The organism is Streptococcus sp. SS4 (assembly GCF_030440125.1).
Classification (GTDB): domain Bacteria; phylum Bacillota; class Bacilli; order Lactobacillales; family Streptococcaceae; genus Streptococcus.
This window is the reverse complement of record NZ_JAQFJM010000004.1, coordinates 151981-163895: the sequence shown is the minus strand read 5'-3', so window position 1 is coordinate 163895 and position 11915 is coordinate 151981. Positions and strand designations below refer to the sequence as shown.

General features: G+C 32.5%; 11 protein-coding genes and 4 pseudogenes. 12 read left to right on the top strand and 3 right to left on the bottom strand.

Features of this window, described 5'->3' with window-relative positions; all coding sequences use genetic code 11:
* The first annotated feature begins 28 nt into the window (after positions 1 to 28).
* Genes PCY16_RS05010 through PCY16_RS05000 form a run of 3 tightly spaced genes read left to right on the top strand, consistent with a single transcriptional unit; the run spans position 29 to position 1974 of the window.
* A complete protein-coding gene (locus tag PCY16_RS05010; protein ID WP_301354258.1) occupies positions 29 to 166 on the top strand; it encodes a hypothetical protein in 138 nt (45 codons plus the stop codon).
* Complete coding sequence (locus tag PCY16_RS05005) at positions 166 to 873, top strand: AAA family ATPase (protein ID WP_301354256.1); 708 nt, start codon at positions 166 to 168, stop codon at positions 871 to 873. Before PCY16_RS05010 ends, PCY16_RS05005 begins: the two co-directional genes overlap by 1 nt.
* Positions 874 to 1974: a hypothetical protein gene (locus tag PCY16_RS05000; RefSeq protein ID WP_301354254.1), complete on the top strand. Its 1101-nt coding sequence runs from the start codon at positions 874 to 876 to the stop codon at positions 1972 to 1974.
* A gap of 1644 nt (positions 1975 to 3618) precedes the next feature.
* Here PCY16_RS05000 and PCY16_RS04995 read toward each other — a convergent pair.
* The gene (locus tag PCY16_RS04995) at positions 3619 to 4413 is read right to left on the bottom strand and encodes a LexA family transcriptional regulator (RefSeq protein ID WP_301354252.1); all 795 of its coding nucleotides are present in this window, start codon (positions 4411 to 4413) and stop codon (positions 3619 to 3621) included.
* Positions 4414 to 4764: 351 nt separating this feature from the next.
* Between PCY16_RS04995 and PCY16_RS04990 the strand changes: the two genes are divergently transcribed.
* Together PCY16_RS04990 and PCY16_RS04985 are read left to right on the top strand one after the other, a co-directional pair.
* Positions 4765 to 4953, top strand: coding sequence for a helix-turn-helix domain-containing protein (locus tag PCY16_RS04990; protein ID WP_050989614.1), 189 nt, complete (start codon positions 4765 to 4767; stop codon positions 4951 to 4953).
* Positions 4954 to 5020: 67 nt separating this feature from the next.
* Positions 5021 to 5725 carry a hypothetical protein gene (locus PCY16_RS04985; protein WP_301354249.1) on the top strand — a complete coding sequence of 235 codons (705 nt, stop codon included), beginning with the start codon at positions 5021 to 5023 and terminating at the stop codon, positions 5723 to 5725.
* A 237-nt stretch (positions 5726 to 5962) separates the two neighbouring features.
* Here the strand turns inward: PCY16_RS04985 and PCY16_RS04980 are convergent.
* A pseudogene (locus PCY16_RS04980) lies at positions 5963 to 6963 on the bottom strand (IS110 family transposase).
* Between the two features lie 789 nt (positions 6964 to 7752).
* Between PCY16_RS04980 and PCY16_RS04975 the strand changes: the two are divergent.
* From PCY16_RS04975 to pezT, 7 genes and pseudogenes are all read left to right on the top strand, one after another.
* Positions 7753 to 8040 (top strand): annotated as a pseudogene (locus tag PCY16_RS04975) (hypothetical protein); the annotation flags it as partial.
* Positions 8033 to 8413, top strand: coding sequence for a hypothetical protein (locus PCY16_RS04970; protein WP_301354247.1), 381 nt, complete (start codon positions 8033 to 8035; stop codon positions 8411 to 8413). The pseudogene PCY16_RS04975 and the gene PCY16_RS04970, both read left to right, overlap by 8 nt.
* Before the next feature lie 12 nt (positions 8414 to 8425).
* A pseudogene (locus tag PCY16_RS04965) lies at positions 8426 to 8560 on the top strand (transcriptional regulator); the annotation flags it as partial.
* Positions 8558 to 8878: pseudogene (locus tag PCY16_RS04960) on the top strand (hypothetical protein); the annotation flags it as partial. The pseudogenes PCY16_RS04965 and PCY16_RS04960, both read left to right, overlap by 3 nt.
* Before the next feature lie 110 nt (positions 8879 to 8988).
* Positions 8989 to 9261 carry a hypothetical protein gene (locus PCY16_RS04955; protein ID WP_301354245.1) on the top strand — a complete coding sequence of 91 codons (273 nt, stop codon included), beginning with the start codon at positions 8989 to 8991 and terminating at the stop codon, positions 9259 to 9261.
* 69 nt (positions 9262 to 9330) lie between these two features.
* Positions 9331 to 9807 (top strand): type II toxin-antitoxin system antitoxin PezA, encoded by a 477-nt coding sequence (pezA, locus tag PCY16_RS04950; protein WP_070839266.1) that lies wholly within the window; start codon positions 9331 to 9333, stop codon positions 9805 to 9807.
* Positions 9807 to 10577, top strand: a complete 771-nt coding sequence (gene pezT, locus PCY16_RS04945; protein ID WP_301354242.1) for a type II toxin-antitoxin system toxin PezT — start codon at positions 9807 to 9809, stop codon at positions 10575 to 10577. The genes pezA and pezT overlap by 1 nt, the downstream gene beginning before the upstream one ends.
* Before the next feature lie 378 nt (positions 10578 to 10955).
* Here the strand turns inward: pezT and PCY16_RS04940 are convergent, their stop codons facing one another.
* Positions 10956 to 11852, bottom strand: coding sequence for a tyrosine-type recombinase/integrase (locus tag PCY16_RS04940; RefSeq protein WP_020903355.1), 897 nt, complete (start codon positions 11850 to 11852; stop codon positions 10956 to 10958).
* Positions 11853 to 11915: the final 63 nt, after the last annotated feature.

Here is an 11915-nt window from a genome sequence, read left to right as displayed (position 1 = left end):
ATACAGTTTATAGAAAGAAGGCTAAAAAATGAAATTAAGATTTAGAATTTTGATTGGGATTTGCTTTTTAATTGGTGCGTTGGTATTTATGGCTCAAAAAGAGCTGTTATATGCGTTAGCATTTCTTTTAGTCGGAGGATTTTATATATATAAAGGAGTGAACTAATGGTTCATTTGGTTTTAGAGGTAAAAGGACTCAACGTTTGGTTTAAGAAGGATAGACCTATTATTAGTAACCTTGATCTTGTTATTCCGAACAATACTATTATTGGTCTGGTAGGAAAAAATGGTTCAGGAAAAACAACCCTGATAAAATCTCTGAGTAGTGTGTTTGATAGGAGGAACTATCAAGTGACTTCAATCAGCCTAAATGGTGAAAGTCTACCATTGAACAGTAATGTTTATAAGCTGAATACCTATACTGTTTTCACCGAAAATAACAGTTTTTTAAATTGGAACTTCAGTCAGTATTTTAATTTTGTCTGTCGATTATTTCATGTTAAAAGAGATGATGACTTATATGATTATTTAGTCAAGGGCTTTAATTTTGGAAAATATTTACAGACTAGCATAGGTAATTTGTCGACTGGAAATAAGAAAAAAGTCTTTTTGATAACAGGTTTCTATTTAAAACGCCCGTTATTAATCTTGGATGAACCTTTTGATGGATTAGATTTTGACTCTACTGAATTTTTATATGAAGTTCTCGTCCAATATAAAAGCTATGGCTCAATATTAATGACTTCTCATATAGCAGAAAGCATTGCTAGAGTTTGTGATAAAGCCTATTTTCTTGAGGATGGACATTTAAAATTGTTACAATCAGATTTAGATGATTGGTTAAATGAGGTCAGTAGTCAAAGGAGGGAATAGATGCTTTTAGCTATTTTTAGAGATATCTTTTCAAAAAATAGATTGTACTTGTTTCTGTTTTCTCTTAGCATATTACTGTATTATAAATATGTGAGAGTTGAGTTCTCTACAGATTTTAGAATTCTGATGTTGAGTACATTTATCGTAACAGCACTATCAACCTTTCAGTTACTCTACTCATATTTTTTAACTGATAGAATGGAAGGCTATTTTCAACTACCTATATCCATAAACTACTTTAAAATTAATTTTATATTTGTTACGTTTATTCTGAATTTTTTTGAAAGAATTCTGTTTCTAATTTTATTTTTAAATGTAACTATTGGCTACTTTCAATTTATAAAATTAATACTCTTTTCATTGCTAGTGATACTTAGTGTATTCTATGTGTTTATCAAGTTGAACACAAAATTAAATGTACTAAGTTTGCTTTTGATTATTGGTATGTTAGGAATAGATAGTTCTATATTATTACTAAATAATATATTCTATATGTTAGTAAGTTCTATCATTGTAGGGTATTTAATACTGAGAAATAAAAAACTTATTTATATCGTAAAAAATGAAAGTTCTCCAGTTTTTAATAAGAGACGTCATAATTATTTTATGATTTCCTTGATGCAAGAAAAATATTTTTTTATAAATTCAATTTTTACCCTATTATTTATTTTATTAATTATTTTTCAGGATTACCCGGAACAACTAAAAACAATAACTTTACTTACTATTGTTTCTGTAAATACTCCATTAACAACTTTATTCTCAGCAGACAAAGATTTGATCGTTCATGTAAAGTCGCTACCTCAAAGTACTTTATTTTTCTTAATGTATTTTAGAGTATTACTTTCGTATTACCTAATCACTAATTTATTAGTAGCCTTCACATTAAAACTTTTTGTATTGAAGAGTTTGAGAATAGACTTCTTATTATTGGCCATTGGGTTGGCTATAATAGAGGCTATTATGTACCTTATGGTTGAGATCTATTTTCCATTACAGAATTGGAATCTGAAAAGAGAATTATGGAAGCATCCAAGAAAATATATCGTACCAGGTATAATTTTCTTTATTGGTTGGGTAACAATGTACTTAATAGTTTGAGAAATACGTCTGATCCATAGATTCTACTGTTGAACAACACAGGAACATCTTTATATTTTTTAAAGTCATCTGTAACTAAGTCCAACTTACCTTCTCATAGCTTTCAATAAAATTTGGGTTAGCAGTTTCCAATTGTTACTTTAGGGGTAGATTGATTAATCCATATGGATAAGATTTATAAAAAGTTTGTTGAGAAAGTAAAACTAAAAAAACTAGGGAAATACCCTAGTTAGTAGTAGGCACTCACATAAAGTTTTTATGTGACGAATAATGTGAGTATAAAGCCTCTATGTATAGAAGTTAATTAGAGACTAAGGGAAGATTGAATTATTTGTTGTATGGTATGTAAGCCTACAATTGTGATTATATCAAGGTGATTTAAAATTTGCAATATTTTTCAATGATCCACATTCCCCTAAATAGAGTCTGTTTATATGTTTTATAATGACTATAATAATCTTTTATAGTTATTGATACTTGTAGTATGTTCACTAAAAACACTTATGAAAAACAGCTCCTATCGCAATGGAAGGAGCCAGACTTTTATAGATAGCTTTTATTATATGGATTTGATATATTTTAATTTCAAAACATACCAGATGGAGTGTTATGTTCGTATACTCTTTTATGGATCAATAAGTTTTGAAAATAAGGTTGCAGTCTCAAATTAGCCACTGTCTTGACTCATTTATAAATTTGGCACATGTTAGAAAAAAGTCAAATAAAAGGGTGGAAGCATCCACCCTTTTGAGCATAGACCGCAGTGCTACACCCCTATTCGATATTGTAAATCATAACAAAAACATAGAAGCAAATCAAGGCTTTGATTTTATAAAATATTCTCCAACTGTTCAAATTTTTGAATAGAGTTAGTTCCCACTCTTTTGTCAAATGTTGATTTAGGGACAGACTGATATATTGCATCCTTAATTTTTCTAAAGTTTGATATATATATTGAATTCACGTTTACTATAACTCTGCAAGATACTGTCAATAATTTTGTGTAAACACTCAAGTAGAGTTACGGAAAGAAGAAATCATTTTACACTCAAATAAAGGAAGTCAATACTACAAGTGATTGCTATGGGTAAGCGTTCAAAATCTATTAGAAAGGAGAGCCGTTTTTACAGTGTTTGAGGTTATGCAAACCACTCTAGACTTCGATAGTTTGATAGTTTTACCATCGTTCTAATTGGATTATGCTACAAACACTTTAAAAACGATGACAAAAAAATAATCCGTCCCCACTTTTGGCGAAGTAAGACGGATTATTTTCGTTTAAAACTAGCCACCGTCTTTTAAACGGATTTACATGGAAGTATTTACATGGAAGTTGAGTGACTGCACAGCTTCCTTTTTTCGAAAAAAATTTTACCAAAATAACTGATTTAAGTCAATTTACGTTTCTCCTTATTATTTTGAGATTCATATTGCTTAAAAAATAGTTGAAGGTTAAGTTAAGAAGTATTTTGAAACTATTGAGATTTTAGTAGAAAGAAAGTATAATTAAGTTACTTTCTTTTATTTCTGTAAGTTATGTACTGCAGTAAACGGCAACTCCGTTGGGTTGCCGTTTTATCTTGTATTCACTATTATTGGTTTATAAGGTTTTACTTATACTTCTTTACTATTTAAAGACCAAACTTACATTAGGACAACTTTACCAAAGATAGTGCAGCTATTCTCCTTGGTAAGAGTGATAGCGGACTCATCAGTATTTAGCGAGTTAAGAATAATGTCACCATTTTCACTATTTTTACATACCTTCATTACGCAGTACCGACTATCTAACCGTACAATAGCGATATCACCTGTTCGGAGGATAGAGTTCTTCATAACAAATATCACTTCATCATCGAAAAAAATAGGTTCCAAGGAATTACCGACAATCTTAAGTGCTATATCATGTACTGGAATAGGCACAGGGTAGTCAAGACAGTCAACTGGGACTTCTGATAATTCAAAGCCTTGTGCATCGACTCTAGCATAAATACTGATTCTTTTGGTTGGTCGTTCCTCGTTAATGCCTATTTGTTTTTTAAGGTCGTTTTCTTTGATTTCTTTAGAAATATGCTGATTATCTAATCGATTTTCTATGAAATCAACAGTCGCGTCTTGGTTTCCTTCATCAAGTTCCTTAAACATTTCCTCTACTTGCTCTTGCTTATTGTCGTTAATTGGTGGGTAAGCGTACTTGCTTGGTGAGTCCGATAATCCTAGCAAGTAGTCTGACGTCACCCCAAATAATCCAACTAACTTCACAAGATCTTTAAATGTAGGAGCATTACTTCCGTTTTCCCACTTTCCAACGGTTTGTTGTGTTTTCCCTATCTTGGCACTAAATTCCTTTTTAGTCCAACCTCTAGCTTGTCGGAGTTTAATTAATCGGTCAGTAAACATTTCCCCCATTAAATTATTACTATCCTTACACTCTTTCATGTATTATCCCTATAACATCTTCCTAAAAAAATTATAATTTTTTATAATCGAAATTATTATAGCAGTTTTAGAAACAATAAACAAATGTAGAAATAACCGTATTCAAAAGACTTTATAGACTATATAAAATAGCTATATAAGACTGTGTCACACTGAATGAAAATGAAATAATTACTAATTTAACGCTAAGTTATAATTAAAACAAACCCCTGTTTTAGTAGAAAACCATAGCTTTTTAGTTAAAGAAATATGAGTTAGGTATAATTTTATTATGAAATTTTCTTGCTTGTTTGCCATAAAAATAGTAAAATCATTTCAGGACTATATTGATTAGGCAGGTTATATATATACATGGGAAATATTATTTCGGACTTGAGACAACGACGGAAATTGTCAAAGAAAACATTAGCTCATGACCTAAATGTCGATGCAGGGACTATTGACAAGTGGGAAAATGGAGCTAATATACGTATGGAAAACGTTATAGCTATAGCCGAGTATTTTGGTGTATCTACTGACGATATTTTAGGAACAAGATAATATTAATTACGAATCAAATGTAACGAAGTAAATACCAATTTTTTTGATTGAAAATAAGAGTAGGACAATGACAACAGCAGCCAATAATCCAAAGATAATTACTTTAGAAGACCTAGAAGAAAAGTTAGAATCATTTATTTATGAATTTAATGATGACCTATGCCGAACCATTATTGAGTATATGATTGACTCGGAAGGGCCATTTGCAATTACTCGATATAAGAAGTTTGGATCACCATGGTTTTATCAGGCAACCAGAGATATTTCTGATAAACTCTGGAGAAAGCTAATCGAAGAGGGAAAACCAGAGACTGAAGCTAAATCCATAGCTAAAGATGTAATATCAACGTACTATCAATATATGTTATTTGATATGTTGCTTGCGGGACAAAATAACCTAGCTTCAAAAGAAGTCCAAGTAAGGATTTCTAGTTTGACAAATAGTCGTCAACAAAATGAAGTAAAAAAATTAGCCTTCATGAAAGGGTGCAGGGAATACATTCAGAATTTACCACTTAAGACACTCACCAATTACATTCCTCTAGCCGAATTGTTTAAATATGCTGGTGTCGGTGAAGTTCCAGATCTAGCGAAAATCTTCAGCTTGCTTGATTCAAGTGAAGCTGGATGCTTGAAAAAAGTCGGAGAAGTTATCCATTTTGACGATGCTGCAGTAGATGAAGTGATTGAAAAAAGATTTTTAAGGAGTTCTCAACTTCGTTTCTCTAGTGGTAAACTATTATTCAACTCAGAAAGTGTAGTATTTAAATAGTATTTAGAATGAATAAAGGGGAAAGGATATAATTTTAAGTACCTTTCAGGCCTAAAATAAATCAATAATTTTTAGACACAAAATATTCTGTGAAGGGGTGTTTAAAGCCAATGCTATATTCTTCATAGTAACTTGGAAATTAATCACTCAAAAAACGAGACCTTATTTATAAGGAGATACAATTAAATGGATAGTCAAACTTGACAGTTTTTTTAGCAGGGATGATAAAGGTCAGTACTAGAGGTAAAACATTGTCTGAATGAGACGATGTATTGAAGGAACTGCATGAGAATCTGTTGAAGGTACTGTCTTTTTCGTTTCTCATAAAAGTCAGCGATATGGCAGGGATTGATAGACTGAAAGCAACGCATATCTCCCAATTCGCCAATGATAGATGTTACTGTGGTTTCTGCGATGCCAGGAATTGACCGTAAGATGTCATACTCTGGTAAAGGCTGAACTAGAGCTACCATGTTGTTTAAGACAACTTGTCTGCGTTCAGAAAGACGAAGCAATTCTTGAGCATAGTAACGGACCTCTTCCATCATGGGAGAGGTTTTCTTGACCGCACAATAAGACCTATTAGCCAGTTCGACGAGTTTATCAGTTAGGTAAGCAATACGCTTTTCAGAGATGCGTTTGGAGGTAGATTGATGGATAATCTTACACAAGTTACTTTGAGATAGGCTTAATACAAACTCTTTGCATAGAAAAGCCATCACTAAGTTCCAATATTGCTCTCCAGTAGGTGTGGATAATAGATTTTCCAATTCAGGAAAGGTGACTTGTAGGACCTTGTACAGACGGTTTTTAGTTCGAACAAGATCCTCTGTCATATTTTGATAGAAACGGCTTAAATCACGCAGGTGTTGATAAACTTCTTCCTGCACGTAAGTTGGTTTACGATTGTCCACAAGCTGAGAATTAGCCAACTTTTCAGCGTCAATTTTATCTGTTTTACGAACTCACAAACTGTTCAATTGCTTCTTAGCTTCCAGTGGATTTAGCTATGTGTAAGCGTAACTATATTCCTCAAGGAAGGCTTGAAGACGTCGAGAATAGACGCCTGTAGCCTCAAATATAATCTCAGGGCTATGAACAGTTTTCAAGTCGCTCAACAGGCGATTGAATCCAATGGTATCATTGAGTATGGTGTAGCCATGAACCTTCTCACCGTTGACTAAAATTGCTACCTCAGAACTTGTTTTACTTATATCAATTCCAAATACTGCACGCATGACATTATCTCTTTTGTCTTGAATAATTCCATGTTTTAGTGATTTTATTCTCAATACGCGACGTTTAGCGTCCCACATACTTTGATCAAATTCCACCTAAAACAAGGTGTCTTGCCAGTTTATCAAGCAACGTCTAGCGCCAAAAGAAGTCACGACTTAACAAGACACCACTACTTCAATACAAAGAAAAAGTAGTGAGTACTCTCTCCTGTCGGAGATTTCTTCACTACTAATCTTAGTATGTTTACTATATGCTTAATACGAATTTAATATAAGTTTTTCTGAAGAAGCACTTTACTGTTATTAGTAAATGCGGGAGATATAATTAGTCTTAAATAATAGTCATATAGCTATTTAATTGCGGAATCCTACTATATCGGTTTTTTATTGCGATAAGCGATTATGAGAAACTGTTTGAATTAATAGGTTCCCTACCAAAAAAACTGCCAAATTTATTTTTGGCAGTTTTTTTGGTTTTTCTATTTTAGACTGGTTTTGTTTATCATATCATCTACTATGAGATTGAAATATGAACGCTTTTTTTACTATATTGGAGTTTGACTGTAAAGTCAAAATTGTCCTTAACAATAAGTTCAATCCAATTAGAATTATTTTTTCGACTATATGAATGACTTTTCCGTATACATAACATTTTGCATATGATTTGGGATGTGAGAATCCTAATTTCTTTTGATTATCAAAAAAGTGCTCAGATAGTTCACTTTGCGATTCAGAAATTGAATCAATTATGATAAATTGATCAATACCTCCAAAACTATTTTGTTCATTTATCCACTATTTTATGAATCCTATCTTCAAAACATTATGGAATTCCTTGAAAGTCAGGATATAAAGAACGGAGCTGATGCCTTTGTAGATGATCATCAAAATCTTGTTTTTGTTTTATATGGACAAGGCTATCGAGCCGAGGGAAAAGAGGGAATACTTACAACCCAAGTAACTGTAAAATCTTATGATGAAGACAATAAACCGATTAACTTCGCAAATTTATTAGATTCCTTAATCGTCTCAGAATATCAAAGGGAACCGAATCTTTGGGAGGTCTCTCATGATTGATCTCTATCTAAGTAAAAATAGCCAAAGAAATCAACTTCTTTTGGATTTCTTTCAAAAGTATGGCATAGAGGTCACTCCTCATTCTATTTCTGAAATGACAAAGGACAGATTAATTGAAATGATGAGCTATTCTTCAGATTGTTTTGAGTATTTATCTCCCAATTTATTACGATTTAAGAACCGTGACAATCTAAGATTAACGGATTTCGTTGAGATGATTTTAAAAAATCCTGAACTAACCATCAGACTTCCTCTTGCGGTTTCAAATAAGCGAGTTTATTCAAATCTGAATTTGGAAGAGGCTAGAGCTCTATTGCCAAGAGATACGAAACAATTGATTTACATGGCACAAACACATTATTTATCTAGCTAAAGGAGAAGCAATATGGCTGAACGATTTTGGGAGAACTTGTCCATTATTTTGACTGAAAGAAATATCAGCTGGATTGAGTTAACCAGAAAAATGTTTGCGGGAGAGTTTCACTATCCAAGTGAATTGAATCGTTTGTATCAAAAGATTGTGAGTCTCCATGCACAAAGTTCGACCAAAGCAGATGCCATGAAGAAACTACGAACAAAGAAGACCTTGATGGAATCCCAAAAGGTTGGGGAACAACAAAAACTAGCTCGTACAGGTATCTATTTGGAAAAAGTAGGTCATGTATTAGAAAGCAATATCGATGAAGCTGAGGAGCTATTAAAAACCATGACAGAGACAGGAGATAAACTGTTTCAAACAGTCTTCTTGATTGGTGTCTTTGGTCAGGATGAAGAAGAACTCAAACAAGCTTTAGACACTATCCAACAAGTGGCCGGCTCAAATGACCTAATGATTGATAAAGAAGTCAAGGCCGCAAAAGAGAATCTAAGAAATTGCAGTCCATTTATGATGCGATTTCCGAATTATACTAAGCAGTCCTGATAGGCTGCTTTTTTTAGAGATTATAGATGTTTACAACATTTTTTAAGAAAAACCAAGACAATGGTGATATATTTAAGAAGCTAATTCATCGACTATCTGATATGTCCGTCCCAGATCCTGAAAAAATAGACCTACTGATAGATATCATTTTCACTCCAAATCAAGAAACCGAACAACTTAAAAGAGAATCAACTTATAGAGAAGAAACTTTGGACGACACATTAAAGGAAGCTAAGAATCAACTTCATAAGGAACAATTAGAGAAGAATTTAGAGAGATTTAGGAAAAATAGTCAATAACGCACCAAAAATGGTGCATTTGCTTTTTCTAAATGTTATAATGGTGGTATCAAATAAAAGGAGTTTGCTATGATTGGAAAAAACATAAAATCCTTACGTAAAACATATGGCTTAACACAACCCGAATTTGCCCGAATTATAGGAATTTCTCGAAATAGCTTGAGCCGTTATGAAAATGGAACCAGTTCAGTATCTACAGAACTAATAGACATCATTTGTCAGAAGTTTAATGTATCTTATGTCGATATTGTAGGAGAAGATAAAATGCTCAATCCTGTTGAAGATTATGAATTGACTTTAAAAATTGAAATTGTGAAAGAAAGAGGTGCTAATCTACTATCTCGACTCTATCGTTATCAAGATAGTCAGGGAATTAGCATTGATGATGAATCTAATCCTTGGATTTTAATGAGTAATGATCTATCTGACTTGATTCATACGAATATCTATTTAGTAGAAACTTTTGATGAAATAGAGAGATATAGCGGCTATTTGGATGGAATTGAACGTATGTTAGAGATATCTGAAAAACGGATGGTAGCCTAATGGAAATCCAAGATTATACTGGTAGCGAATTCAAACATGCTTTAGCAAGGAATCTTCGTTCTCTGACAAGAGGAAAAAAGTCCAGTAAGCAACCTATAGCGATTTTGCTTGGAGGGCAAAGTGGTGCCGGTAAGACTACAATTCATCGTATTAAACAGAAAGAATTTCAAGGAAATATTGTTATCATAGATGGCGATAGTTTTCGTTCTCAGCATCCACACTATTTAGAACTGCAGCAAGAATATGGCAAAGACAGTGTTGAATACACCAAAGATTTTGCAGGCAAAATGGTAGAGTCTTTAGTAACAGAATTGAGTCATTTGGGATACAATCTTTTGATAGAGGGAACTTTACGAACGATTGACGTTCCAAAGGAAACAGCACAACTCTTGAAAAGTAAGGGATATGAAGTACAATTAGCCTTGATTGCGACAAAGCCTAAGCTGTCCTATCTGAGCACCCTTATCCGATACGAAGAACTGTACGCTATCAATCCAAATCAAGCACGCGCAACTCCAAAAGAACATCATGATCTGATAGTGAACAATCTAGTTGAGAATACCCACCAGCTGGAGCAATTAGGTATCTTTGAACAAATCCAAATCTATCAACGAGATAGGACCTGTGTTTACGATTCGAGAGATGATGAAATATCAGCAGCAGCTGTTCTTCATGAATTATTGTTTGGAGAGTGGAGTCAGGTAGAAAAGGATATGCTTAAATCTGGAGAAGAAAGATTTAAAGATTTAACTAATCGAAATGGTTGTTAGAACAAAAATTTTAAAATATAGTCTACTTATGACTTTTGTTAGTTGTTTAAGGTGGGCGAAAATTTTTTAGAACCAAAAAACGCATAGTATCAGGTGTTGAAAAACTTGAAATTATGCGTTTTCTTGTGGGAAGATTTACTCCATTTTCTTCAGGAATTGAGATTTTGCCCATCTCTTTTTATTATATTTAAGGATATTTGAAAGATGTATTTTAGAAAAACAATTATGGAGTCCTTAATACGGAATATAGTATAAATGCTGATTCAAAGTGAAGTTTTATATGTTTTTTGCTTTTGTTGAGTATAAAATCTATTAACTAAAGTCGAACTAAAAAAATTAATTTAAGATGAAGTGAACTGTAGACTTTGGAAATGTCTCTTACTCGATTTCAGAATGAATTACTGATACGGGATTAAAAGAACTAAGTATTTCTTTTTGTTTTGAATGAGATACGTGAGTATAGATTTGTGTGATTGATATAGAACTATGTCCAAGAATTTGTTGAATATATCGAATATCTACATCACTATCTAGAAGCATTGTCGCAAAGCTATGTCTAAACATATGCGGTGTAATAGTTCTAGAAAAGTTATTTTGTTCAACGATTCTCTTTATTACTAAACGTACACTTTGCTCTGACAATGGTTTAAGTGAATGTTTCCCTGGAAACAAGAAATCATTGGATTCATTTCTTGTTTTATTTATATATGTTTCTAATAAATTGAATGTTTTTTGATCTCCTAAAAATAGGATACGTTCTTTCTTACCCTTTCCTATAATATGGAGTGTCTTGTTGGACAGATTAATGTCTTTGAGATGAATGTGGCAAAGTTCAGAAATTCTGATGCCTGTTGAAAGTAAAAGTGAAATAATTAGTAGATTTCTTTCAGCGTGTTGTTTTTGATAGTCAGTTTTAGATACAATTACTTTCCGTTCTAAATATATAAAAATGCTTTTCAGAATGTCATATGGAATCGTTTTAGGCAATACTTTTTCAGTTCTAAATTGAAAGCGCAATTGATTGAAGGGATTCTCTTCAATTATGTTCTGGTATTTTAGATAGTTATAAAACACCTTCATACAAGCAATTTTTCTTCTTAATGTATTCGTTTTTATGTTAGATCGTGTCAACTGTTCTATATAGGATTCGACATTATCATAGTCTGAGTTATAAAATTGCATAAGATCATTCTTATAAGCGCGAATCGTGTGTGAACTCAAACGCTTATGAGTTTTGCAATAATCTAAGTAAGTAGAAATAAGTTTATAATCCATAAAAATCTCCTTTATCAATAATCATGCTATTATAAACCTATTTGAGTGCTTCGTATAGTGATA

What these genes read in the sequence shown, in the direction of transcription:
- PCY16_RS04990 (WP_050989614.1), top strand. Translation starts at nt 4,765, where the DNA reads ATGGGAAATATTATTTCGGACTTGAGACAACGACGGAAATTGTCAAAG.
- PCY16_RS04970 (WP_301354247.1), top strand. Translation starts at nt 8,033, where the DNA reads ATGATTGATCTCTATCTAAGTAAAAATAGCCAAAGAAATCAACTTCTT.
- pezA (WP_070839266.1), top strand. Translation starts at nt 9,331, where the DNA reads ATGATTGGAAAAAACATAAAATCCTTACGTAAAACATATGGCTTAACA.
- PCY16_RS04995 (WP_301354252.1), bottom strand. Translation starts at nt 4,413, where the DNA reads ATGAAAGAGTGTAAGGATAGTAATAATTTAATGGGGGAAATGTTTACT.
- PCY16_RS04985 (WP_301354249.1), top strand. Translation starts at nt 5,021, where the DNA reads ATGACAACAGCAGCCAATAATCCAAAGATAATTACTTTAGAAGACCTA.
- pezT (WP_301354242.1), top strand. Translation starts at nt 9,807, where the DNA reads ATGGAAATCCAAGATTATACTGGTAGCGAATTCAAACATGCTTTAGCA.
- PCY16_RS05005 (WP_301354256.1), top strand. Translation starts at nt 166, where the DNA reads ATGGTTCATTTGGTTTTAGAGGTAAAAGGACTCAACGTTTGGTTTAAG.
- PCY16_RS05010 (WP_301354258.1), top strand. Translation starts at nt 29, where the DNA reads ATGAAATTAAGATTTAGAATTTTGATTGGGATTTGCTTTTTAATTGGT.
- PCY16_RS05000 (WP_301354254.1), top strand. Translation starts at nt 874, where the DNA reads ATGCTTTTAGCTATTTTTAGAGATATCTTTTCAAAAAATAGATTGTAC.
- PCY16_RS04955 (WP_301354245.1), top strand. Translation starts at nt 8,989, where the DNA reads ATGTTTACAACATTTTTTAAGAAAAACCAAGACAATGGTGATATATTT.
- PCY16_RS04940 (WP_020903355.1), bottom strand. Translation starts at nt 11,852, where the DNA reads ATGGATTATAAACTTATTTCTACTTACTTAGATTATTGCAAAACTCAT.